The 22,960-nt window shown below is 67.4% G+C and carries 19 protein-coding genes; 11 read left to right on the forward strand and 8 right to left on the reverse strand.

The window, feature by feature from the left end; all coding sequences use genetic code 11:
• Positions 1–340: 340 nt before the first annotated feature.
• Positions 341–715 (forward strand): cupin domain-containing protein, encoded by a 375-nt coding sequence (locus ACIGJC_RS03385; protein WP_483710619.1) that lies wholly within the window; start codon positions 341–343, stop codon positions 713–715.
• Between the two features lie 17 nt (positions 716–732).
• On the opposite strand, the gene ACIGJC_RS03390 is transcribed toward ACIGJC_RS03385, so the two are convergent.
• A complete protein-coding gene (locus tag ACIGJC_RS03390) occupies positions 733–1,617 on the reverse strand; it encodes an IclR family transcriptional regulator (protein ID WP_483710620.1) in 885 nt (294 codons plus the stop codon).
• 135 nt (positions 1,618–1,752) lie between these two features.
• On the opposite strand from ACIGJC_RS03390, the gene ACIGJC_RS03395 reads away from it, so the two are divergent.
• The 4 genes from ACIGJC_RS03395 to ACIGJC_RS03410 all read left to right on the forward strand — a co-directional run bounded on the left by ACIGJC_RS03395 (position 1,753) and on the right by ACIGJC_RS03410 (position 5,997).
• Positions 1,753–2,520: an enoyl-CoA hydratase/isomerase family protein gene (locus tag ACIGJC_RS03395; RefSeq protein ID WP_483710621.1), complete on the forward strand. Its 768-nt coding sequence runs from the start codon at positions 1,753–1,755 to the stop codon at positions 2,518–2,520.
• An 11-nt stretch (positions 2,521–2,531) separates the two neighbouring features.
• Positions 2,532–3,740 (forward strand): CaiB/BaiF CoA transferase family protein, encoded by a 1,209-nt coding sequence (locus ACIGJC_RS03400; RefSeq protein ID WP_483710622.1) that lies wholly within the window; start codon positions 2,532–2,534, stop codon positions 3,738–3,740.
• Positions 3,741–3,771: 31 nt separating this feature from the next.
• Entirely contained in the window at positions 3,772–4,938 is a 1,167-nt protein-coding gene (locus ACIGJC_RS03405) for an acyl-CoA dehydrogenase family protein (RefSeq protein WP_483710623.1), read from the forward strand.
• A gap of 75 nt (positions 4,939–5,013) precedes the next feature.
• A complete protein-coding gene (locus tag ACIGJC_RS03410) occupies positions 5,014–5,997 on the forward strand; it encodes a Bug family tripartite tricarboxylate transporter substrate binding protein (RefSeq protein WP_483710624.1) in 984 nt (327 codons plus the stop codon).
• Between the two features lie 71 nt (positions 5,998–6,068).
• On the opposite strand, the gene ACIGJC_RS03415 is transcribed toward ACIGJC_RS03410, so the two are convergent.
• The gene (locus ACIGJC_RS03415) at positions 6,069–7,379 is read right to left on the reverse strand and encodes a dicarboxylate/amino acid:cation symporter (RefSeq protein WP_483710625.1); all 1,311 of its coding nucleotides are present in this window, start codon (positions 7,377–7,379) and stop codon (positions 6,069–6,071) included.
• 460 nt (positions 7,380–7,839) lie between these two features.
• Positions 7,840–11,223, reverse strand: coding sequence for a diguanylate cyclase (locus ACIGJC_RS03420; protein WP_483710626.1), 3,384 nt, complete (start codon positions 11,221–11,223; stop codon positions 7,840–7,842).
• Positions 11,224–11,504: 281 nt separating this feature from the next.
• Here ACIGJC_RS03420 and ACIGJC_RS03425 point away from each other — a divergent pair, with 281 nt between their 5' ends.
• Positions 11,505–12,389 (forward strand): c-type cytochrome, encoded by an 885-nt coding sequence (locus ACIGJC_RS03425; RefSeq protein WP_483710627.1) that lies wholly within the window; start codon positions 11,505–11,507, stop codon positions 12,387–12,389.
• A 4-nt stretch (positions 12,390–12,393) separates the two neighbouring features.
• Here the strand turns inward: ACIGJC_RS03425 and ACIGJC_RS03430 are convergent, their stop codons facing one another.
• Positions 12,394–13,500, reverse strand: coding sequence for an acyltransferase family protein (locus ACIGJC_RS03430; protein ID WP_483710628.1), 1,107 nt, complete (start codon positions 13,498–13,500; stop codon positions 12,394–12,396).
• A 222-nt stretch (positions 13,501–13,722) separates the two neighbouring features.
• Between ACIGJC_RS03430 and ACIGJC_RS03435 the strand changes: the two genes are divergently transcribed.
• From ACIGJC_RS03435 to ACIGJC_RS03450, 4 genes are all read left to right on the forward strand, one after another.
• Positions 13,723–14,181: a (2Fe-2S)-binding protein gene (locus ACIGJC_RS03435; protein WP_483710629.1), complete on the forward strand. Its 459-nt coding sequence runs from the start codon at positions 13,723–13,725 to the stop codon at positions 14,179–14,181.
• A 14-nt stretch (positions 14,182–14,195) separates the two neighbouring features.
• A complete protein-coding gene (locus ACIGJC_RS03440) occupies positions 14,196–16,457 on the forward strand; it encodes a xanthine dehydrogenase family protein molybdopterin-binding subunit (RefSeq protein WP_483710630.1) in 2,262 nt (753 codons plus the stop codon).
• Between the two features lie 52 nt (positions 16,458–16,509).
• Positions 16,510–17,229 carry a DsbA family protein gene (locus ACIGJC_RS03445; protein ID WP_483710631.1) on the forward strand — a complete coding sequence of 240 codons (720 nt, stop codon included), beginning with the start codon at positions 16,510–16,512 and terminating at the stop codon, positions 17,227–17,229.
• A gap of 104 nt (positions 17,230–17,333) precedes the next feature.
• Positions 17,334–17,621, forward strand: a complete 288-nt coding sequence (locus tag ACIGJC_RS03450; protein ID WP_483710632.1) for an ArsR family transcriptional regulator — start codon at positions 17,334–17,336, stop codon at positions 17,619–17,621.
• Between the two features lie 53 nt (positions 17,622–17,674).
• Here ACIGJC_RS03450 and ACIGJC_RS03455 read toward each other — a convergent pair whose 3' ends face one another.
• Positions 17,675–19,204: an MltF family protein gene (locus ACIGJC_RS03455; protein WP_483710633.1), complete on the reverse strand. Its 1,530-nt coding sequence runs from the start codon at positions 19,202–19,204 to the stop codon at positions 17,675–17,677.
• Positions 19,205–19,353: 149 nt separating this feature from the next.
• Positions 19,354–19,557 carry a hypothetical protein gene (locus ACIGJC_RS03460; RefSeq protein ID WP_483710634.1) on the reverse strand — a complete coding sequence of 68 codons (204 nt, stop codon included), beginning with the start codon at positions 19,555–19,557 and terminating at the stop codon, positions 19,354–19,356.
• Positions 19,558–20,191: 634 nt separating this feature from the next.
• On the opposite strand from ACIGJC_RS03460, the gene ACIGJC_RS03465 reads away from it, so the two are divergent.
• Positions 20,192–21,004, forward strand: a complete 813-nt coding sequence (locus tag ACIGJC_RS03465) for an SDR family NAD(P)-dependent oxidoreductase (RefSeq protein ID WP_483710635.1) — start codon at positions 20,192–20,194, stop codon at positions 21,002–21,004.
• A gap of 86 nt (positions 21,005–21,090) precedes the next feature.
• Here the strand turns inward: ACIGJC_RS03465 and ACIGJC_RS03470 are convergent, their stop codons facing one another.
• Together ACIGJC_RS03470 and ACIGJC_RS03475 are read right to left on the reverse strand one after the other, a co-directional pair.
• Positions 21,091–21,849, reverse strand: a complete 759-nt coding sequence (locus ACIGJC_RS03470; protein ID WP_483710636.1) for an SDR family NAD(P)-dependent oxidoreductase — start codon at positions 21,847–21,849, stop codon at positions 21,091–21,093.
• A 127-nt stretch (positions 21,850–21,976) separates the two neighbouring features.
• The gene (locus ACIGJC_RS03475; protein WP_483710637.1) at positions 21,977–22,948 is read right to left on the reverse strand and encodes a quinone oxidoreductase family protein; all 972 of its coding nucleotides are present in this window, start codon (positions 22,946–22,948) and stop codon (positions 21,977–21,979) included.
• Positions 22,949–22,960: the final 12 nt, after the last annotated feature.

The following is a 22,960-nucleotide window of genomic DNA, read 5'->3' on the forward strand; positions in this document are numbered from 1 at the left end:
TGGTTTTGGGGCGAGGGCCGGGGGCTTCGGCGGGGCCTATTTTTACCACACCGGGATGGGTGGCATCTTGCGCAGGGGACGGATTCCCTGGCGGGCGCTCGGGGATTAGCGAGCCTTGGGGAAGGCGACGTTCGTGGCCAGCCGATTTGTCGTCATGAAGCGCCAGACATTCGCAACGGCAGCCGTCGAGGCACGAGCGACACGCTGAAACCGCACCTGTTTTCCGTCCGTCTGTACTAGATTTGGATTGTCCCCGCCGGGCAGCGCCAATCCGTCTTCCGGTGCGTTGTTGTTCCGGTCGGTGGCAACCGTTCTTTTTTGGATAGACGGAGGTGAAGACATGGGAGCCCCAGTTGCCGTAACCAGATTTGAGGTGAAATCCCACGCGTCGCCCGACGAAGTGCGCGCCCCGGCGAAGACGCGGATCGAGGTCGTCCAGCTTGAAGGCTTCACCATCGGGCGCTTCAATTTCGAACCCGGATGGCGGTGGTCGGAGTGCATCAGGCCGGTCGCGAAGACCGACCACTGTCAGGCCTCCCATGTGGGCTATGCAGTATCCGGACGTCTTACCGTTCGAATGAAAGACGGAACCGAGAAGACAATAAGCGCTGGCGATTCGTACACGATCCCGCCAGGACACGAAGCCTGGGTTGAAGGCGACCAGCCCTTCGTTGCGCTTGAGGTGTTGTCGGCCGACACCTACGCCAAGGCTTGATGGTGAAACACGTGGTCCTACGTTGCATCGTCGACGATGCCGCACGCCGCCCGGATCTTCCCGATCAGGTCGAGCAGCAACGGCGCGTACCGGGCCACGTCCCGCCTCTTCTCGCTGGGCTTGTGCGGGAAGCTGATATTGAGGCCGTACCACTGATGGTCCGGGCCGCGAAACGCGGCGCCGACTGCGGTCAGGTGCCCCGGCTGGTAGTTGGCTGTGCAGTAGCCCAGTCTCTGTGCCTGGCCGATGCCGCGCGATAGCGCCTTGCTCACGGCCGGCCAGTCCTCACCTGCCTTCCGTTCGATCCGCGCCAGGAATTCGGCGCGTACCGCCGGCGTTTCGCAGGCAAGCCAGGCCATGCCGATCGAGGCCTGTTCCATCGGGATCCTTGTGCCGCGCGCCACGCGCCGCGTACGCGACACGCTGTCGCTACTGCAGCGCACGGAGGCCAGGTAGACCATCGCGGTCTGGTCCGGCACGGCAAGGCCGACATTGACCATTTCCGTTTCGGCAATCGCGCGCATCAGCGGCAAGGCGATCTCCGGCACTTCGACTGCATGGTAGAAGGCGTCCGCCAGGCTGACCACCACGGCGGCCAGGCGGTAAGCGCGTTCGGTGGTGTCATAGCGCAGGAACCCGCTGTCCACCAATGAGCGCGTGAGCCGGCTCACCGTCGGCCGGGGCAGGCCGGTGCGCGCGGCAAGTTCCGCATTGGTCAGGCTCGAAGACCCGATGCGAAACGCGCGCAGCAGCATCAGGCCGCGCTCCAGCGACTGGCTGCCTTCGGTCTGCCGCGTGAAGCAGCCCGTGCTGTGCGTCAGCTCTCGGCTCGACGGCTCGGCCGCGTGGGCGGACGTGCGCGAACTCGTGCGCGGCGGTGAGGCGGATCGGGAAGTGGGCATGGCAGGGAAGCGCGGCGCCGCGACGTACACGTCCTGCGGCACCCGCGGCAATTTCAGAATCCGAAATTGCAGTGTAGCGCAGCCGCGCTGGCCAGCGAATACTGGTTGCGTTCTTCACCCCTGGAATGCTTCGCCATGACCTCCGCTTCTGCTGTCATCACGCTGAGCCGCGCCGCGCACGTCGCGCAGATCGAGATATCCCGGCCCCCTCACAACTTCGTCGACGTCGACGTCATGCGGCAGCTCGCCGAGATATTGCTTGGGCTCGATGAAGACGACGGCTGCCGCGCAGTGGTGCTGGCCTCCGGCGTCGGCACCTTCTGCGCCGGGGCCGATTTCAGTGGCGCGGGTACTGTGTCGCGCGATCCAGCGGCGTTCTATGCGCAGGCGATGAAGCTCTATCGCAACCGCAAGCCGATCGTCGCGGCGGTGGAGGGGCCGGCAATCGGCGCGGGGATGGGCCTGGCGCTGGTTGCCGATTTCCGCGTGACCTGCCCCGAAGCGCGTTTCAGCGCCAATTTCAACCGGCTCGGTTTTCATCCCGGCTTTGGCATGAGCGTGACGCTGCCGCGGCTGGTGGGCGAACAACAGGCAGCACGCCTGCTCTACACGGGCCGGCGCATCGACGGCGAGGAAGCCGTACGGATCGGCCTGGCCGACGAACTGGTCGCGAAGGAAGCCGTGCGCGCTCATGCCGTGGCACTGGCGCATGAAATTGCAGCTTCTGCGCCGCTGGCCGTGGAAAGCACGCGCGAAACCCTGCGGCTGGGCCTGGCGGACCGCATTGACGAGGCCAACCAGCGCGAGCTGTCCATTCAGCGTGCGCAGTTTGCCACCGCCGATTTTCGGGAGGGGCTTGCCGCCATGGCGGAACGCCGCACGCCCGTGTTTCAGCGTAGCTGAGGAGAGAAACGATGCAATCAAGGCAATCCGCTTGCGACGGCCCGCTCGACGGCATCCGCGTGCTGGACCTGACATCGGTCGTACTCGGCCCGCTCGCCACGCAATCGCTGGCCGACCTGGGCGCGGACGTCATCAAGATCGAGGGACCCGAAGGGGACCTGATGCGTGCCAACGGCGTCTCGCGCCATCCGGGCATGAGTTCGATCTATCTGGCGCTGAACCGCAACAAGCGTTCGGTGGTGCTGGACCTGAAGACCGAAGCGGGGGCGGCGGCCCTGCGGCAATTGATCGCCGGCGCCGATGTCTTCATCCACAACATGCGCGTGGCCGCCATCGAGCGACTGGGCTTCGGCTATGACGCCGTGGCCGCCATGAATCCGCGCATCGTCTACTGTGTGGCGACCGGCTTCGGCCAGGACGGCCCGCACCGCGACAAGCCTGCCTTCGACGACATCATCCAGGCCGCGTGCGGTCTCGTATCGCTGGGTGCCGCCGCCGGCAGCCGTCCAGAGTACGTGCCGAGCCTCATCGCCGACAAGACCACGGGCCTTGCGCTGGCCAACGCGGTACTGGCCGCGCTGCTGCACCGTGAGCGCCATGGCGAGGGGCAGGCCGTTGAAGTGCCGATGCTGGAGACCATGGCGAGCTTCGTGATGGCCGAGCATCTTGCCGGGCTGACCTTCGATCCCGCCACGGGAGGGGCCGGCTATGCGCGGCTGCTGGGCGGCGGCAGACGGCCGGCGCGGACCGCCGATGGCTGGATCTGTGCACTGCCTTATACGGACCGGCATTGGAAGGCGTTCTTCCGCGCCGTGGACCGCGAGGACCTGGCCGCGAAGTACAACATTGCCAGCCGTGCCGAGCGCAATACCCACATCCGGGCGCTGTACCAGCATTTCGGCGAGATCACGCCGGATCGCACCACGGCGCAGTGGATGGCGCTGTTCGACGCGCTCGATATCCCCGCCACGCCGATCTATGCGCCCGACGAACTGCCATCGCATCCACATCTGGAAGCGGTCGGATTGTTCCAGCCCACCGTGCATCCCACTGAAGGGCCCTTGCGCGAAATGCGTCCGACGGCCCGGTTTTCGGCCACGCCGCTGGCCCTGCGCCGCCACGCGCCGTTGCTGGGCGAGCACACCGCGGAAGTGCTGCGCGAGGCCGGCCTGGCGCCGTGCGATATCGACGCGATCGCCGGTACCGCGGCCGCGGCCTGACGCCACGAGATTTTTTTTCAGGAGACCACGCATGCATTTCGAACTCGATGAAGAACACCAGATGCTCAAGGACCTGGTGGCGCGCTTCGTCCGCGAACAGCTGATTCCGCTCGAGCCGGCCGCGCTGGCGCGCGAGGCCGAGGGCGGGCAATTCATGCTGACCCCGCTGGAGCAGGACCGGCTCGACGGGATGTCGCGCGAACTGGGCCTGTGGGGACTGGACGCCCCCGCCGAGATGGGCGGCGCGGACTTGCCCGTGGTGGCGATGGTCGGCGTCAACGAAGAGCTGGGCAAGACCGTCACGCCATACGACCTGCCGCCCGATTCGCCAAACCTGCGCATGCTGCTGAAGACCGCTGACGCGGCGCAACGCGCGCGCTATCTGGAGCCGTACGCACGGGGCGAGACGATTTCCGCGATTGCCATTTCCGAGCCTGGCGCTGGCGGCGATCCCGCCATGATGACCACGCGTGCCGAGCGCGACGGGGATGACTGGGTGCTCAACGGACGCAAGATCTGGATCAGCCGCGCCGCGCGCGCCGACTGGACCATCGTGATGGCCGTCACCGACAAGACGCGCGGCGCGCGCGGCGGGATCTCCGCCTTCCTCGTTGATCGCGGCACGGCCGGCTTCAAGGTCGAGCGGCGCATCGCGATGATCGGCGGCGCCAGCACCTACGAGTTGGTGCTGGAAGACTGCCGCATTCCCCATTCCCAACTGTTGGGCGTGGAAGGGCAGGGCTTCGCGCCGATGCAGGCGCGGCTGTCCAGCCGCCGCGTGCAGATGGCGGCCTGGTGCATCGGCCGGGCGCAGCGCGCGCTCGACATGCTGTGCGAGTACGCGCCGCAACGCCGTACCTTCGGCGCCGCGCTGGCGGACCGGCAAGCCATCCAGTGGTGGGTTGCGGACGCCGCCACGCGCATCCACGCGTGCCGCCTGATGACCTACGAGGCCGCGGCCCGCATCGACAACGGCGACGAGGCCCGCACCCAGGTCTCGATGATCAAGGTATTCGCCACGGAAATGGCATGGGACGTCATTGACCACGCGATGCAGGCATTCGGCGCCATGGGCATGACCAAGGAAATGCCACTGCAGCAGATGGCCAACGAAACCCGGCTGATGCGCATCTACGAAGGCCCGTCCGAAGTGCACCGCTGGGTGATCGCCCGCGATCTGCTGGGGCTCAAGCGCTAGCGTGCGCCGGGCCGGGCATTCACTGAAGTACCGATACCGGCGCGAGATGCCGCCGGACGCATGACAGGAGACCACATGACCACCACTTTCAGCGCTTCGCGGCGACGTTTCACCTTGATGGCAGGCGTGGCGTGCGCGGCCGGCCTGCCGCCCGCATGGGCGCAAGGCTTCCCCAACCGGCCGATCCGTTTCATCGTGCCGTTTCCGTCGGGCAGTGGCACTGACATGACCGCGCGCGTCTTTGCCAAGAAGATCGGCGACCTGACAGGGCAGGGCGTGGTGGTCGAGAACAAGCCCGGTGGCAACGGCTTCATCGGCGTGCAGACGCTGCTTGGTGCGCCGGCCGATGGCTACACGGTATTCATTGGCAGCAATTCCACGCTCTCCACCAACGCCGCAACCTTCCGCAAGCTGCCCTACGACCCGCTGACCGATTTCAGGCCGATCACGCTGCTGTCGCGCGGACCGTGCCTGATCATCGTGCCGCAGAACTCACCGTATCGAACCCTCGGCGAGTTGGTGGAGGACGCGCGCAAGCGCCCCGGAGCACTCAACTACGGCACTGGCTCCGTCTCGTACACCTTGTACAGCGAGTGGCTGAACGAGCAGAGCCGCATGAAGACGACCGGCGTGCCCTACAAGGGCGCGGGCGATGCCATCAACGGCGTGCTGGCCGCCAATGTCGATTTCGCGGTGGTGGACGCCAGCGGCGCCATCGAGCTGGTGAAGTCGGGCAAACTGCGCGCACTGGCCTACACGGCCCCCCAGCGCTCGCCGTTGTTGCCCAACGTGCCGAGCGCAAGCGAGGCGGGCGTGCCGGACTTCCTGGCCTACAACTGGGTGGCGGCGGCGGTGTCCGCCAGGACGCCCGAGCCGGTCGCGCAACGCCTGGGCGAGCTGTTCAACCAGGCTGCGGCGTCCGCCGAGGTCAGGGACTACTACCAGCGCCAGTCCACAACGCTGATTGTTTCCACGCCTGCGGAACTGCACAGCTATCAGAAGGAAGAAATCGCCAGGTGGAAGCGGCTGGCTGCGATTGCAAAGATCGAGTTGCAGTAGAGCGCAGAAAAAAGCCCGGCTGCCTGATCGGCAGCCGGGCTCCGGCGCGTGTCCTGCGGGAACAGGACGGCTTACTTGCCCGCCATCACCTGGCCGGGTGCCAGGGCAGGGGCGCTGTCCGCGACGGGTTCATCCTCGTCGGACGGCACGGGCGCGCCGATGGCGCCTTCGCTTTTGGCGACGACAGCCGTGGCAATGGCATTGCCAAGCACATTGGTCACAGTGCGACCCATGTCCAGTACGTGGTCGATGCCGAGCACCAGCAGGATGCCGGCTTCCGGCAACCCGAACATCGGCAGCACGGCAGCCACCACCACCAGCGAGGCGCGCGGCACGCCGGCGATGCCCTTGCTGGTGACCAGCAGCACCAGCAGCATGGTGATCTGCTGGGTCAGCGACAGCTGGATGCCATACACCTGGGCCACGAACAGCGCGGCGAACGAGGTGTACATGATCGAGCCGTCCAGGTTGAACGAGTAGCCCAGCGGCAGCACGAAGTTGGTGATGCGCTCCTTGACGCCGAAGTGGGTCAGCTGGTCGATCACCTTCGGGTAGGCCGATTCGCTGCTGGCCGTGGCGAAGCCGATCATCAGCGGCGTACGCATGCCCTTGAGCAGGCGGAACACGTCGCGGCCCAGGAAGAAGTAGCCGCCGCCGATCAGCGCCACCCACAGCAGCGCCAGCGCCAGGTACATGCTGCCCAGCAGCTTGGCGTAGACCGCCAGCACGCCCAGGCCCTGCGCGGTAATGACGGCCGAGATGGCACCGAACACGCCCACCGGCGCGAACGCCATGACGTAGTTGGTCACCTTCAGCATGACGTGGCCCAGGCCTTCGATGCCTTGCAGCACCGGCTTGCCCACGCCGTCCTTGACCGTGCCCAGCGCAAAGCCGAAGAACAGCGAGAACACGACGATCTGCAGGATCTCGTTGGTGGCCATGGCTTCGACGAAGCTCTTCGGGAACATGTGCGCGACGAAGTCACGCAGGTTCAGCGAACCGGTCTTGAGCGTCGAGGCGGCGTCGGCGGCCGGCAGCGGCAGGTTCATGCCGTGGCCCGGGGTCAGCAGGTTGGCCATCAGCAGTCCGAGCAGCAGCGAGGTGATGGACGCGCCGATAAACCACGCCATCGCCTTCATGCCGATGCGGCCGACGGCGCGGCCGTCGCCCATGCTGGCGATGCCGGCCACCAGCGTGGCGAACACCAGCGGGCCGATGATCATCTTGATCATCCGCAGGAACACGTCGGTGAGGATGGACAGGTGGTCCGCAATCGATTTGGCGGTGGCGGCGTCCGGCGACAGATTGTGCGCGGCGGTGCCGACCAGCACGCCAAGCAGCATCGCAATGAAGATCAGGGTGGGCAGTCGGTTCAGTTTCATCGTGGGTCAGGCCGTGCGCCCGGTGCCTCGCCCGCGGACGGGAAAGGAGCCGGACGGCTGTATTGCGGGATCGGCAAGGCCGGAACGCTGTGCCGCCGGCAAGGGCGGTGCGTCGCGCCGGCGCAGGCCGGGGACGTCAGCGGGGCAACAGGCGCCGCAATCGCGCCGGGGCGGCGCGGACTGGTTGATGGTCGGGTTCCGTCATATGTCTCCTCCTTGGTGTTGGCATTTGTCGGCGCGTCGCTGGGACGGCCTGACTGCCTGTTGGCCCTGTCGGTGGCGCCATACATCGCACAAGGCGTGCCAGGGCCGCATGCCCTCGAAGGCAGGCTAAGCCACTGAAAACAAAGGAGAAAAAATGTGATGCCGGCGCCCGTGTTCGGCTATCCGGATACCGGGAGCGGCAGTCGTTCGGATTACCGAATGACTGCGTTGGCCTTCGACGCGCTGAAAGCCCGTGTTATGGGCCTTGGGTCACTTTCCGCGCGATACCGTTCTCGCAGTCAGCGAGATAGGCATCGAGCGGCACGGGGCGCCCTATGGCATAGCCCTGCGCGTAGTCCACGCCGATCGCGCGCAGCACGTTCAGCGTGCGCTCGTCTTCCACCCATTCGGCCACGGTCCGCACGCCGAGCCGGTGGCCGATATCGTTGATCGAGCTGACGATCTCGCGGTCGACCATATTGTCGGCCAGGTTGCGGATAAAGCTGCCGTCGATCTTGAGATAGTCCACCGGGAACTGCTTGAGATACGAAAACGACGACAGGCCGGAGCCGAAATCATCCAGCGCCACCGTGCAGCCGGCGCGCCGCATTTCGGTCACCACACGGTTGGCGGCGGCCATGTTGTTGATCAGCGCGGTTTCCGTGATCTCCATCCGGATCCGGCTGGCGGGCAGGGCTGACTGCTCCAGCTCGGTATGCAGGAACGGCAGCAGGAAAGGCTCGTCCAGCGAATTGGCCGACAGGTTGACCGACACCGACAGGCCCGGCACCGCGCACAGGCGCGCCCCGTATTCGCGCAGCACGTTGCGGATGACCCAGCGGTCGACGTGTCCCATCAGGTCATAGCGCTCGGCGGCCGGGATGAAGGCGCCCGGCATGATCATCTCGCCATCCTCGTCGACCATGCGGACCAGGATCTCGATATGGCGTTCCTCGCGGCCGTCGCCGGGCTGTTGCTGCAGCGCGCGGATTTCCTGCGCGAACAGCCGGAAGCGGTTGCCCTCCAGCGCCGAGTGGATGCCCGCGGCCACCTCCAGCTCGCGATGGTGGCGCCGCGCGTCGCTTTCGTCGCGGCGATAGACCGACAGGCGGCTGCGCCCGGCCGCCTTGGCGGCGTAGCAGGCCACGTCGGCGCGGCTCATCAGCTCGCCCACCGGCGGCACGTCCTGGTCGATGGCGGCAATGCCGATGCTGGCGCCCACGTCGTACACGCGGCCGTCCCACGGGAAGCGCCGGCTGCGGATGGCGTCGATCACGCCCTGGGCGATGGCCTCGGCCTGGTCGACCGTGCAGTCCTTGAGCAGCAGCCCGAACTCGTCGCCGCCGAGCCGCGCCAGCAGGTCGTCGGCGCGCACATGGTTGCGGATCAGGTAGCCCAGTTCGCGCAGCAGGATGTCGCCGGCGCCGTGGCCGGCCGTGTCATTGACGATCTTGAAGCGGTCCAGGTCGATAAAGCACAGCGCGCCGTGATGGCCCTGCGTGCGCGCGGCGTCGCAGGCCTCGCGCAGCCGCTTTTCGAACCAGGTGCGGTTGGGCAGGCCGGTGAGCGCGTCGTGCATGGCCGAATGGGCCAGCTCGCGCTGCATCGCCCGCGCCGTGGTGATGTCCTGGAACACCAGCACCGCGCCGAGCACGTTGCCCGAGGCGGTGAGCACCGGGGCGGCGGAGTCCTGCACGTCGTGGCGCTCGCCGGTCAGGCTCTGCAGCACCGCGCCCTCCTGCAGGTAGGCGGGCGTGAGCGTCTGCAGGCAGGCTTCGACCGGGCTGGGAATGGGCAGCCCGGTGATTTCATCGACGATGCGGAACACGCGCTCCAGCGGCAGGCCGCTGGCGCTGGCCATGGTCCAGCCCGTGAGCTGTTCGGCGATCGGGTTCATGAAGGTCACGCGGACCGCGGCGTCGGTGCAGATCACCGCGTCGCCGATCGACTGCAGCGTGATGTGCAGGCGCTCCTTTTCCTCGAACAGCGCCTCGGTCAGGCGGCGCTGCTCGGTGATATCCCAGTTGGTGCCCACTAGCGCCAGCGCGGTGCCGTCGTCACGGCGCGTGACATTGGCCATGGCGCGCACGTGGCGCACGTCGCCATCGGGCCGCACCACGCGGTATTCGGTGTCGAACGGCGTTTCGCCGCGGATGGCCTTGCGCATCTCGCCGTTCACGCGCGCCACGTCCTCGGGGTGGAGCATGGCAATCCATTGAGCGATCACCGGCGCGCCGCGCGCCGCTTCGGTGCCGTGCAGCGCGTGCATGCGCGCATCCCAGGTGATGCCGGAGCTGGTGAAATCCCATTCCCAGATGCCCACGCCGCCGGCTTCGACCGCGAGCTGGGTGCGGCGCGAGAGCTGTTCGAACTGCTCCTGCGCAAGCTTGCGCGTGTGGATATCCTCGATCTGCGCGATGAAATGCAGCGGGCTGCGGCTTTGCTGGTCGCGCACCAGCGACACCGCCAGCAGGGCCCAGCGGTAAACGCCGTCCTGGTGGAGGAAGCGCTTTTCCATGCGGTACGACTCGATCTCTCCGGCCAGCAGCCGTTGCACCTGGCGCAGGTCGGCATCGAGGTCGTCGGGATGCGTGATGTCCTGGAAGCGCTGCTGCTGCAGCGCCGCGGGGCTGTAGCCGAGCAGGTCCGTCAGCGCGCGGTTGACGGTCTGCCAGCGGCCGTCCAGCCCGGTCAGCGCCATGCCGATGGCCGAGTGTTCCATGGCCAGGCGGAAGCGCTGGTCGCTGCTGTGCAGGCTGGCGCGGCCGTGGCGGTTCTGCTCGGCCAGGTAGGCGATGCAGACCGGGAACACCATGATCAGCGCCGCCGACAGCGGCACCGACTGCTGCACCTGCGCCGCCACCGCGGCCAGTTCCATGGTCAGCGTGGCCAGCAGCGTCAGCAGCGCCGTGCCGAACGGGTTGGCGAACATGGCCGCGAGCACCAGCGGCAGCGACATGGCGACGAACGGGTCATGGCCCTGCCAGAGCGCGAAGGCGCCGATGGCCAGGCACAGCGCCAGCAGCCCCGCCTGCGGCAGCAGCATCTTGCGCGCGAACGTCGCGCGCTCGCGCGCCGCGTTGATGGTCAGTGCCAGCGGCAGCAGCACCACCATGCCAAGCGCACCCGCCTGCCACCAGAGCCACCAGATGCTGGCAAAGCGGTTGCCGGCCAGCCAGGTCAGGGCCGCAGCGCCGGCCGTGGCGCCCAGCGCCGGGCCCAGCACGCAGGCCACGCCGAGCGTGAGCGCGAAATTGCCGAGCGGGCCCAGGCGCTCCGCGCCGGCATGCGCGCAGACAAAGCGCAGCAGCCGTGCGGACCAGGCGACTTCGAACAGGTTCGCGCCGGCCAGCAGCACGGCGGTGTCGGCGCCGTCCAGGAACAGGAAGTTGGCTGCCAGGTTGGCGCCGGCCATGCTCGCAAGGAGCCACGGTGCCTCGGCGCGCGGGCGCAGCCGCAGCAGGCCCAGGCAGAAGGCATTGGGCAGCCACAGCGTGGCCACGCTGCCAGGCAGGCGCGCCAGCCAGATGCCCAGCGCGGCAAGGGCGAAGTAGCCCATGCCGCAGATCAGCATGGGCAGCCAGCGGCGCAGCGGGGCGCCAATGGAAGGAGCGGCCGTATCGACCGTGTCGGACGTCATGGACGGTTCTGGCAGGCAGGAATTCGGGTTCAACGTCGCCAGGGCGGACCGTGCCCCAGCGTAGCGCCACTCTATCGGTTCGGGTACGCCGGCAGGCGGGAGACAGCAGGCAGGTCCCGCCCCTGTTGCCACTGGTGCTGGCGGGTTTTTTTTGGTATGGCGCTGCGGTCGCGCGGCCCCCCGGCAAGTGTGTCTTTCCCCACAGACACGGCGATGCCACCCCCGCAATCTGAAACGCCGGCGCCGCATGGGCGGCGCGATCTCCGCAGGGAGGAAGCAGCATGGCGCGTTATCTGCGTGTGGCGGCCTGGTCGCTGGCCGGTGCGGCCGTGACCGCTGCCGCGGTGGTCTATGGCGCCATGCTGATCGGCGACCAGAAGGCCGGGCGCACCATCGACCTCAAGGTCGCGCCGGTCGCGTATCGCGACGATGCCGCCAGCATTACGCTTGGCAAGTACCTGTTCGAATCGCGCGGCTGCATGGAATGCCATGGCGCCGCCGGGGGCGGGCGCCAGGTATTCGATGACCCGGCCGGCCTGCAGGTGCGCGCGCCGGACCTGACGCGCGGCAATGCCGAGATCGCCCGCTACCAGCCCATCGACTGGGTCCGCAGCATCCGCCACGGCGTCGGGCCATCGGGCCGGCCGCTGCTGGTCATGCCCAGCGAAGACTACAACCGGCTCAGCGACGATGACCTGGCCGCGCTGGTGGCGTACCTGCGCAGCCTGCCGCCGGGGCTTGGCGCGCCCGCCGACATCCGCATGCCGTGGTTCGTGCGCGCCATGTATGGCGCGGGCCTGATCCGCGACGCGGCTTCGAAGATCGACCACAAGCTGCCGCCGTCGCCGGCCATCGTGCCGTCGGTGACGGCGCAGTATGGCGGATACGTGGCCAATGCCTGCCAGGGTTGCCACCGGGCGGACCTGCGCGGCGGCAAGATCCCCGGTGCCCCGCCGGACTGGCCGCCCGCGGCGGACCTGCGCCCCGTTTCCGGTGGCGCCATGGCGCGCTACGACAAGGCCGCCGCCTTTATCGCCATGATGCGCAGCGGCAAGCGCCCCGACGGATCGGCCATCAGCAGCGTGATGCCGTTCGACTCCTTCGGCCGCATGAACGACACCGACCTGACCGCGCTCTACCTGTACCTGGCCAGCCTGCGCAGCTGAGCCGTCAGCCTGGCCGTCGCGCCAGGCGCCGGCCGGCCGCGATGCCGGGCAGTTCGACCCAGCGGTGCAGCAGCATGGCGAGCAACAGGGCCAGCGCGGCATCGATGGCGAATCGCGTCAGTTGCAGGACGTACTGGTCCGGCGCCAGTTCGGGCATCAGCCGCTTGACGCCTTCGATCACGGTCGGGTGGACCAGGTAGAGGGCGTACGACAACTCGCCCAGCCATACCAGCGCGCGCGGCACGCGCAAAAGGCCGGTGTGCTCGGCCGCGACCGCGCCCGCCAGCAACGCGGCGGCGGGCAGGCCGCGCCCCGCCAGGCTGAAATCGGGACCGGCCAGCGGCAGCGATGCCAGGAACCAGCCGGTGCCGAGGGCTAGCATCGCCCACGCCGCGCCGGGCGTCAGCACGTGGCGCCAGCGCGCATAGGCCCACGCCAGCAGGCAGCCGAGCAGGAACTCCAGCACCAGCGGATTGCTCGCCATCGCCATCCACGGCGAAGCGAACGCATAGCCCTGCGCGGGGTCCACGACCGGCGCGCCAAAGCGCCACCACGGCAGCACCAGCGTGAACACGGTGAACAGCGCCAGCACCACCCACAGCGCGCGCCGGCCAGCGAGCCACAGCCCGAGCGCAAAGGCGCCGTAGAACGCCATCTCGTAGTTGAGCGACCAGCCCACGTACAACGCGGGATAACCGTAGTAGGGCGCGTGGTCCGTGCTGGTCGGCACGAAGGCGAGCGACGCCGCGAACACCGCTGGCGTGACCGGGTTCAGCACCAGCGCGTGGATCGCCGACATGGTCCAGTACGGCGGTGCCAGCCGGCAGCAGCGCCGGATCATGAAGCTCAGCGGCGTTTCGGGCCGCGGCCTTGCCAGCACCGCAACCCACGCGATGATGAAGCCGCTGATGACAAAAAACACATCCACGCCGACATGGCCGCGCTTGATCACGTTGGCGGTAATCCACGCGAGCACGGGCGTCTGCGCCGTGCCCAGTGCCAGGCCGGAGTGGTACAGCACGACATACGCGGCCGCCAGCCCGCGCAGGGCCTGGATGCTGTCGAGTGTCGCGATGGCGCGTTCGCGGGATTCTGGAATAGTCGGTGTCACTGTTGCTGCGGTGGCCGTGAATGTGTGCTGGTCTTCTGACTGACTGCGCCAGCTTGCACAAAGTTCGTGCACAAAATCCCACATCACGCCGGCGCGGCACACCCCGTCGGCAAGGTGACTGGAATTGCACTATGCTCATTTGTCCGCGGCGGCCGGTCAATGGCGGTGGCTTGCGGCGTGTGAACAAGAATGACGGGCAACGTACCCAAGGAGTGTCCCCGCATGACCACCCTCAACATCAACGGCAAGGCGCAGGAAGTCGACGTGGATCCGTCCACGCCGCTGCTGTGGGCCTTGCGCGACAACCTCGACCTGACCGGGACCAAGTTCGGCTGCGGCATGGCCGCATGCGGCGCCTGCACGGTCCATATCAATGGCACGGCCACGCGCAGCTGCGTGACGCCGATTTCGGCGGCGGCCGGTGCGCGCATCACCACCATCGAGGGCGTGAAGGCCGACAAGGTCGGACGCGCGGTGCTCGACGCGTGGATCAAGCATGACGTGGCCCAGTGCGGCTATTGCCAGAACGGGCAGGTGATGAGCGCGGTGGGGCTGCTGCGCACCAAGCCCCGGCCCACCGATGCCGACATCGACCAGGCCATGGCCGGCAACCTGTGCCGCTGCGGCACTTACCAGCGCATCCGGGCCGCGATCAAGGATGCGGCCCGCGCGCTGGCCTGAGCGGAGCGACTGACATGCGTATTCGTGGACTCGAAGCCCTGGCCGGCGCAAAGGCGCGGGGTGGCAATACCGACAGCATTGGCGATACCGGCGTGGCGACGCTGGACCGCCGCAGCTTCCTCAAGCTGACCGGCCTCGCCGGCGGCGGCCTGGCGCTGGGCATGGTGCCCGTGGCGCAGGCGCAGGAAGAGGGCGCACCGAAGCGCCAGCCCTCGGCGCCGCAGGCGTTCCTGGTGATCGCGCCGGACAACACGGTGACGATCGCGGTGAACCGGCTGGAATTCGGCCAGGGCGTGCACACCGCGCTCCCCATGGCGCTGGCCGAGGAACTGGACGTGGACTGGCGCAATGTGCGCGCCGCGCTGGCCCCCGCCGGCGACCCGTACAAGGACCCCGGCTTCGGCATGCAGATGACCGGCGGCTCCACCGCCATCAATCATTCGTTCCAGCAGTACCGCGAACTCGGTGCGCGCGCCCGCGCCATGCTGGTCGCCGCGGCGGCGCAGCAATGGCAGGTCGATCCCGCCAGCTGCAAGGTCGATCAGGGCGTGGTGAGCTCGGGCAGCCGGCGTGCCACGTTTGGCGAACTGGCGCCCATGGCCATGAAGCTGCCGGTGCCGCAGCAGGTGCGCCTGAAGGACCCGTCGCAGTTCCGGCTGGTGGGCAAGCCCACGCCGCGGCTCGATGCGCGCGGCAAGCTGGAAGGCCAGCCCGTGTTCGGTATCGATACCGACGTGAAGGACATGATGGTGGCCGTAGTGGCCCGCCCGCCGCGCTTTGGCGGCAAGGTCAAGTCGTTCAATGCCGACAAGGCCCGCGCGATCAAGGGCGTGGGCGACGTGATGCTGGTGCCCGTGGATCGCGGCGGCACCGGCGTGGCCGTGGTGGCCGATGGCTACTGGCCCGCGAAGCAGGCGCGCGACGCGCTGCAGATCGAGTGGGAGGACACCGGCTCCAAGGTGTCGTCGCAGGCGCTGTTCGACGAGTACGCGAAGCTCGCCATGCAGCCCGGCACCGTGGCGCGCGCGGGCGAGGGCGATATCGCCGCGGCCGTGAACGGCGCCCCGCGCAAGATCGACGCCGAATACCGGTTCCCCTACCTGGCCCATGCGCCGATGGAGCCGCTGAACTGCACGCTGCAGCCCGAGGTGGTTGGCAGCAAGGTGCGGTCCGTCAAGGTGTGGGTCGGGTCGCAGTTCCAGACCGTCGACCAGGCTGCCGTGGCGCGCGTGTTCGAACTGGGTCCCGACAAGGTCGCGCTCAACACCATGATGGCGGGCGGCGGCTTTGGCCGCCGCGCGGTGCCCACGTCGGACTACCTGGTCGAAGCCGCCAATGTGGTGCGTGCCTGGGTCGCCAACGGCCACACCGAACCGGTCAAGGTGATCTGGAGCCGCGAGGACGATATCCGTGGCGGCTACTACCGCCCGCTGCATGTGCACCGCGCCCGCATCGGCCTGGATGCGCAGGGCAAGGTGGTGGGCTGGCAGCACACCATCGTCGGCCAGTCGATCCTGAAGGGCACGCCGTTCGAGCCGTTCATGGTCAAGAACGGCGTGGACGCGACCATGACCGAGGGCCTGCTGGAGAACGACTACAACCTGCCGTTGCAGCTCGCGGTGCATCATCCGCAGGTCGACGTGCCGGTGCTGTGGTGGCGCTCGGTCGGCAACACGCACACCGCCTACGTCAAGGAAACGCTGGTCGACGAAATGGCCGCGGCGGCGAAGCAGGACCCGGTGGCCTACCGGCTGGCGCGGCTCGACGAGAGCAGGCACGCGCGCCATCGCGCCGCGCTGCAGCTCGCGGTGGAGAAGTCCGGCTACGGCAAGCGCAAGCTGCCCAAGGGGCATGCCTGGGGCGTGGCGGTGCATGAGTCGTTCAACTCGGTGGTGGCCCATGTGGCCGAGGTCTCGCTGGTCAAGGGCCAGCCGCGCGTGCACCGCGTGACCGCCGGCGTGCATGCCAACCGCGTGGTCAACCCGCTGTCGGCCGAGGCGCAGATCCAGGGCGCCTGCATCTTCGGGCTGGCGATGACGCGGCCCGGGTTTGCCATCGAGATGGAGAACGGCGTGGTGAAGAACAGCAACTTCCCCGACTACCCGCCACCGCGCATCACCGACGCGCCCGTGGTCGACGTGTTCTTCGTGCCGTCGCAGGATCCGCCCACGGGCCTTGGCGAACCGGGTGTGCCGCCGATTGCCCCGGCGGTCGCCAACGCGCTGTTCGTGCTGACGGGCAAGCGGCAGCGCCAGTTGCCGTTCGTGCTGGCCTGAGCGGCCACGCGGCGCCGGAGGCGCACGCCGCCTCCGGCGCTATCATGGCGGCATGACGACGACCGCCACCCTCCATTACCTTTACGATCCCCTGTGCGGCTGGTGCTATGCCGCCGCGCCGCTGGTGCAGGCCGCCCAGGCCGTGCCCGGCCTGGCGCTGGCGCTGCATGCCGGCGGCATGATGGCCGGCGCGCAACGCCAGCCGGTGACGCCCGCGCTGCGCAACTATGTGATGCCGCATGACCGGCGCATCCACGCGCTCACGGGCCAGCCGTTCGGCGACGCCTATTTCAACGGCCTGCTCTGCGACCCGCAGGCCGTGTTCGATTCCGAGCCGCCCATCACCGCCATCCTGGCTGCCGAGGCGCTCTCGGCCGGCCTGCCGCGGAGCCTGGCGCCCCCCATGCTCAAGCGCATCCAGCACGCGCACTACGTGGAAGGGCGGCAGATCGCCCGGCCCGAGGTGCTGGCCGCGCTGGCAGTGGAAGTCGGCATGGCGCCTCAGGCATTCGACGCGGCCTATGGCGCGGCGGCGGGCGCACTGGTCGCCCGTCATATCGACGCCAGCCGGCGCATGCTGGGCGCGCTTGGCGGCCGGGGCTTCCCGACTTTTGCGCTCCAGACGGACGATGGCTTCCACGTGCTCGACTTCGGTCCCTACCTCGGCAGGCCGGCCGAATGGCAGGCAGCGATCGCGCAGCGGTGGCAGGCCAGCTTCAACGATGGCGGCGGCGCATCACCCGTCTGCGGGCCCGACGGCTGCGTGTTGTAATCCACGCAGCCCGTGCGCGCTCCTATTGCCTTTGCCGCCCGGTCCGCGTAGAACGTGAAAAAAAGCGAGGGCGGCGGCGCCCTCCGGACGATCGAGGTGTGTCGATGGAGACCCAGGAAAGCGCGCTGACCATGGCGCTGATGACCGAACCCGCGCGCGTGAAGATCTGCCGGGCGCTGCTGCAGGCCGGTGAGGAAGGGCTGCCCGCGGCCGACCTCGCGCAACTGGCCGGGCTGCCCATCAAGCGCGCCGGCCACCTGTTCGAGGAAATGCTGCAGGCCAACGTGGTCACGCTGGCCATCCGCGACCGCCGCGTCTGCTACGTCCTCAAGGCGCGGCTGGCCGTGACCGAAGCGCTCGGCTATATCGACGCCAGCGGGCTGGCCGACTGAACGCTTCGCAACGGTACGGCGCGCACGGCGCCGACCGCGATCCGGGGCAAGGCCTATTTGACGACTTCCTTCAGCGCGCGGTCTCGCGTGGCCTGCATGTCCTGCAACAGGCGGTAGGCGGCGTAGTACTTGTAGATGTTCCGCACATAAGTCGTGGTTTCAATGCCGATCTTCTCGGCCACGACGATCTCCACATTGTTGAACCACTTGTCCGGGTCCAGGCCGCGCGCCGCGGCCTCCTTGCGCATCTTCGCGATATTGCCGGGCCCGGCGTTGTAGCTGGCGAAGGCAAAGAGTGGACGGTTCGCTTCGGAGAAATGCGCATCGGGGAAATACCGGGTCATCAGCTTGTCGAGGTACTTGGTGCCCGCGTGGATGTTGGACTCGGTCTGCCTGATATCGCCCACGTTGAGTTCCTTGCCGGTGGCGGGCATGACCTGCATGACGCCGATCGCGCCCACATGGCTGCGGGCCTTCTGGTTCAGCTGCGACTCCTGGAAGCCCTGCGCGGCCAGCATCAGCGGGTCGAAGCTATAGTCCTTGCCGTACTTCTCGAAGAAGGCGACGGTCTGCTCGAAGCGCTTGTATTCCTCGTCATTGGTGTTATTGCGGATTTGCTTGATGCTCTTCATCATCTGCTTGAGCCGGTATTCCGCGACACCTTGCTTCTTCACATAGTTGAGATAGAACTCATCGACCGCTGCGCGCAACTGCGGGCTGTTCTTGCGGTAGGCCCAGCCGACATAGCCTTCGGCCCGGACCACGAGGTCATCGCGTACCTTGATATTGGGCAGGATCTGCGCCCACATTGCCGCTTTCCAGTCATCCACCACGAGGATCTGCAACAGGCCGGCATTGGCCATCTCCATGGCATCTTCGTCTTCGAGCGCGTCAGGCAGCATCACCAGACGGATCGCGGGCTTGCCGCTCTTGCGCAGGCTGTCATTCAGGACCGTGAGGCTATCGAAGTAGCTGCTGGCGCGTCGCACATGCACGGTCTTGCCGGACAAATCGGCCACGCTGGACAGCAGCGGCGCCTTGGGCCCGGTGACGACCAGTTCGCGCACCGGCTTGCGGTCACGTGGCGCGGAGAAGTCGACCAGCTTGAGCCGCGCATCGGTCACGGTCAAATTGCCGGCGGCAATGTCGCCCAGCCCGGCGGCCAGGTCGGGCAGCAGGCGGTCACGGGTCGTGGGGATGATGATGACCGTCAGCGGGCGCTTGCCGAGCCGGCTCGCGTAGGTCTTGTTCAGATAGCGCTCGAAGTCCCGCACCAGTCCGGCAGTCAGGCCGGCTTCGTGGCCCTTGTCGCTGAAGTACAGCGTGCGGCTGTAGGGCACCAGCACGCGGATGAGGTGGCGATCGACCATCGCATCGAAGTCGCCCGTCCAGGGTTTGTTGGCGAGATTGAGGCGGCGGGCGGAGGCGTCATCCGTTGCGGCGGCGGGCGCCACCGCTGCCGGCGCGGAGGCCGGCGGAGATTTTTGCTGCGCGGCGGCAAGCGGGCCGAAGCAGCAGGCCGCCCCAACCAGGCCTTGCAAGAGAAGGCCAGCCAACGATGGAAGCAAGCGGGAAGCGGGCATGTTCGGCAGCGCCGCCGCTGCGCGAATGCCTGCGGTGCGCGCTACTAGAGTCTAGGCCGGAAACGGATGGGTACAAGCCGAACCGGCGGCCGACGGCAGCGTTGGCAGTGGCTTGCCAGTCCACAGCCAACGCTGGTGGCTGCAGATCGCTATTGCTTCGGCGCGGTGAGTTCCTGGCGCGCGGCGGCATCCGCGGCCTGGTTCTCTGCCTTGCGTTCCTGCTTGGCGGCGTTGACGTCCTGCTTGTACTCGCCCTTGGCAGTCTTCTTGGTGGCCTTGTAGTCATCGGCCGCCTTCTTGCGCGCCTCGCGGCGCTCCACCAGCGGGTCCTTAGGTGGTTCGATTTGCGTCATGCCAGGCGGCACGCCTTGCGCACCGGCGGGGGCGGTCGGGGCTGTCGGGGCTGTCGGGGCGGGAGTCTGGGCAAGAGCGGCGGCACAACTCAGACCGGTCAGGACCGCGGCGAGTGCGCCGGCCAGATGGGTCGGACGGACGGGCTTTTTCAGATCCATTTGGAACCTCATCAGGTTGTTGTCGGATGCGGCCGGCAGGCTGTTGCACGGGAGCAGGTAGCGCCACCTGTGATCCAGCGGGGCGTCAGCCGCAAGCTTCACTCTAGCGAGCGCGCCGGGTTGGGGATGTCGGGGTTGGGCCGAATGGTTGGGGGGAGGATGTCTGACAGCGGTGTCGTGCTTGGCGGGCGCGGCAGTTCGCGGCTTGGCCGACGGGTCACTTGCGGGCGGCAAAAGTCAGCAAAAGGCGCTTTCGCCGGGTGGGGCGAAGGCGGGTACAGGGCGCTCGTGTCGGCATAGGGCATAGCGCGCGGCGCGGGCCTGGGTGCTCATGTGGATGAGGCCGCCTTCGGGGTTTCCCCAGTTTCCCCGAAATGTCAATTGGATGCCCCGGATTGTCAAAATGCTTCGCCTTGTTCCTGGATACTAAAAGGCCCACGGTATCGACCTCTGACAAGATCGCAAGGAGATCAGCATGGAGCTTAAGGACAAGGTAGCAATCATTACGGGCGGCGGGCAGGGCGGGGGCGAAGGCATAGCCCGCGTGCTGGCGCGTGAGGGCGCCAGGATTGCCGTGGTAGACCTGAACCTTGACGCCGCCAGACGCGTCGCTTCCAGCATTGATCCGGACGGCAAGCGTGCAATCGCCATCCGCGCCGACATCAGCAAGAAGGCAGACACGGAGGCCATGGCCCGCCAGACGCTGGAGGCGTTTGCCGCCATCGACATCCTGGTCAACAACGCCGGCGTCGGCGGCGCCTCCGCATTGGTGTGCGACGTCACGGAAGAAAACTGGGACCGCGTGATGGGGGTGAACGCCAAGGGCATCCTGTTCTGCTGCCAGGCGGTCATCCCTGCCATGAAGGCGCAGGGCAAGGGCAAGATCGTCAATATCGACTCGATCGCCGGCATTCGCATGGCTTACTTCAGCAGTGTGGATTACACCGCGTCAAAGCATGCGGTCACGGGACTGACGCAACACCTCGCATGGGAGCTGGCGGACCAGCGCATCAATGTCAATGCCGTGTGCCCCGGCGGCATCCTGACGCCCGCCATTGAAGCCTATGCAAGTCCGGAAAAGCGCGATGCGCTGATCAGGCGGACGGTGCCGCTGGGCAGGTTCTGCAAGCCCGAGGAGATCGGCGAAGCGGTATCGTTCCTTGCCAGCGACCGTGCCGACATGATCACGGGCCAGATGCTGGCCGTGGATGGCGGCACCCTTACCGGATATGGCGAGGATCTGCGCGCGGTGCTGCGCCAGCGGCTGCAGGAAGAGCAGGGCCATTGATTTCTTCGTGACTGGCAACCCGCCTTGCTGGCCCACGCCGAAGCGGGCCAGCAAGGCGAGGCTGCCGCCGGCAGCGCAGAGTGAGTTCAATAATGGATGCTGCCGGGTGTTCCGCCGCCGACCGCGATGGCTTCGCCATTGATTGCCACGCTCAGCGGTGAAGCGAGGAAGGTGACCACGCAGGCGACCTCGCTGGCATCGATCATGCGGCCGAGGCTGCTCTTGGTCGCCGCCCACGCCTCGGTTGCCGCATCGGTCTTCTCGGTGCGCGTGGGTCCGGGATGGACCGCCGTGACATTGATGCCCTTCGGGCCAAGTTCATCCGCGAGGTTCTTGGTGATTGCGGCCACGCCGACGTTGCGAAGCGTGGCGATGGGCCGGCCTGTATGGTAGATCGCCAGGCCGCCGATATTGATGATTCGTCCCCAGCCATTTGCGGCCAGATGCGGCGCCAGCGCCCGTGCGGTGCGAAGATAGCCGATGACCTTGATGTCGATATCTTCGAGTGCTTGCGCATCGACGATCTGGTCCAGTTGCGTGGCCGGCGAGATGCCACCTGGCAGGGCTGCGGCATTGACCAGGATATCGATGCCCCCCAGGGCTTCGATCGCCTGCTCCACCATGGCGTCGACGGAAGCCTTGTCGGCGGTATCGACCGTCAGCGGCACAATGCGGCGGCCGGTCAGCGCCGCAAGCTCAGCGGCTGTTGCATCCAGCGCCTCTTTCCCGCGCGCAGCGAGCACGACATCAACGCCTTCCTGCGCGAGCTGCAGGGCAATCGTCTTGCCAATGCCGCGGCTGCCACCTGTCACGATCGCGCGCTTGCCTTCCAGCCTCAAGTCCATGATTCCTCCGATTTCCTGCAATGTTCCAGCAACGGGTTCGGGGCGATCGTGCCGTGAGCACGTCGCCCCGTGATGCGCATGCGTCCTGGCGTACGGGCGGTGTTGCCCGCGCGCCGGGACGCAACGGTTACGGTACCAGTACGGTGGCTCCGCTGGTCTTCCTCGATTCGAGCGCGCGATGGGCCTCGGCGGCGTCTGCCAGCGCAAAGCTTTGCCTGGGCTCGCTCGTGATCTTGCCGGCCAGCACCATGTCGAACACCTCCCGGGCCATGTCGAGCATGTGCGAACGCGGCGTAGCGTAGTGCACCATGGCCGGACGCGTGACCCACAGCGAACCCTTGGCGGCGAGCGTGCGGCTGTCGATTTCCACCGGCCCGGAAGTCGTGCCGTTGCTGACGAGGGTGCCGCGCACCTGCAGGCAGGACAGCGATGCATCCAGCGTCGACTTGCCGATCGAGTCGAAGACGACCGGGACCTTCTTGCCGTCGGTGATCTCCATCACACGTTCGACAATATCCTCTCGCGACGTGACGATGGTGTGCGTGCAGCCATTGGCCCTGGAGATCTCCGCCTTTTCGTCGGAGCTGACCGTGCCGATCATGGTCACGCCAAGCGCGCGTGCCCACTGGCACGCGATCAGGCCGACGCCGCCCGCGGCGGCGTGATAGAGGATGGTCTCGCCACCCTTGAGCGGGTAGACCTGGCGGAACAGGTACTGGGCCGTCATGCCCTTCATGATGAGCGTCGAGGCGGTCCGGTCGGAGACGCCATCGGGCAGCGGGATCAGGACTTCCGCCGGCATCACGCGCACGTCCGAGTAAGCGCCCTGGGGCCCGAGCAGATAGCCGACGCGGTCGCCGACGCGGATGTCGGTGACGCCCGGGCCGACGGCCTCGACCACGCCAACGGCATCGGAGCCCAGGCCGTTGGGCAGCTGAAGCGGATAGTGGCCGGTGCGGAAGTAGATATCGATGAAGTTGACGGCAATATAGGTATGGCGGACGCGGGCCTGGCCCGGACCGGGATCACCGACTTCCACGGCCTCAAGCTTGAGGACGTCGGCGCTGCCGGTTTCATAGAAGCGGATTGCTTTTGCCATTCAGGTCTCCTG

This window comes from Cupriavidus sp. C3SS-1, assembly GCF_057073755.1.

Bases quoted from the DNA above. Each gene is read 5' to 3' on its own strand.
- ACIGJC_RS03385 (WP_483710619.1), top strand. From the start codon at position 341: ATGGGAGCCCCAGTTGCCGTAACCAGATTTGAGGTGAAATCCCACGCG.
- ACIGJC_RS03390 (WP_483710620.1), bottom strand. From the start codon at position 1,617: ATGCCCACTTCCCGATCCGCCTCACCGCCGCGCACGAGTTCGCGCACG.
- ACIGJC_RS03395 (WP_483710621.1), top strand. From the start codon at position 1,753: ATGACCTCCGCTTCTGCTGTCATCACGCTGAGCCGCGCCGCGCACGTC.
- ACIGJC_RS03400 (WP_483710622.1), top strand. From the start codon at position 2,532: ATGCAATCAAGGCAATCCGCTTGCGACGGCCCGCTCGACGGCATCCGC.
- ACIGJC_RS03405 (WP_483710623.1), top strand. From the start codon at position 3,772: ATGCATTTCGAACTCGATGAAGAACACCAGATGCTCAAGGACCTGGTG.
- ACIGJC_RS03410 (WP_483710624.1), top strand. From the start codon at position 5,014: ATGACCACCACTTTCAGCGCTTCGCGGCGACGTTTCACCTTGATGGCA.
- ACIGJC_RS03415 (WP_483710625.1), bottom strand. From the start codon at position 7,379: ATGAAACTGAACCGACTGCCCACCCTGATCTTCATTGCGATGCTGCTT.
- ACIGJC_RS03420 (WP_483710626.1), bottom strand. From the start codon at position 11,223: ATGACGTCCGACACGGTCGATACGGCCGCTCCTTCCATTGGCGCCCCG.
- ACIGJC_RS03425 (WP_483710627.1), top strand. From the start codon at position 11,505: ATGGCGCGTTATCTGCGTGTGGCGGCCTGGTCGCTGGCCGGTGCGGCC.
- ACIGJC_RS03435 (WP_483710629.1), top strand. From the start codon at position 13,723: ATGACCACCCTCAACATCAACGGCAAGGCGCAGGAAGTCGACGTGGAT.
- ACIGJC_RS03440 (WP_483710630.1), top strand. From the start codon at position 14,196: ATGCGTATTCGTGGACTCGAAGCCCTGGCCGGCGCAAAGGCGCGGGGT.
- ACIGJC_RS03445 (WP_483710631.1), top strand. From the start codon at position 16,510: ATGACGACGACCGCCACCCTCCATTACCTTTACGATCCCCTGTGCGGC.
- ACIGJC_RS03450 (WP_483710632.1), top strand. From the start codon at position 17,334: ATGGAGACCCAGGAAAGCGCGCTGACCATGGCGCTGATGACCGAACCC.
- ACIGJC_RS03455 (WP_483710633.1), bottom strand. From the start codon at position 19,204: ATGCCCGCTTCCCGCTTGCTTCCATCGTTGGCTGGCCTTCTCTTGCAA.
- ACIGJC_RS03460 (WP_483710634.1), bottom strand. From the start codon at position 19,557: ATGACGCAAATCGAACCACCTAAGGACCCGCTGGTGGAGCGCCGCGAG.
- ACIGJC_RS03465 (WP_483710635.1), top strand. From the start codon at position 20,192: ATGGAGCTTAAGGACAAGGTAGCAATCATTACGGGCGGCGGGCAGGGC.
- ACIGJC_RS03470 (WP_483710636.1), bottom strand. From the start codon at position 21,849: ATGGACTTGAGGCTGGAAGGCAAGCGCGCGATCGTGACAGGTGGCAGC.
- ACIGJC_RS03475 (WP_483710637.1), bottom strand. From the start codon at position 22,948: ATGGCAAAAGCAATCCGCTTCTATGAAACCGGCAGCGCCGACGTCCTC.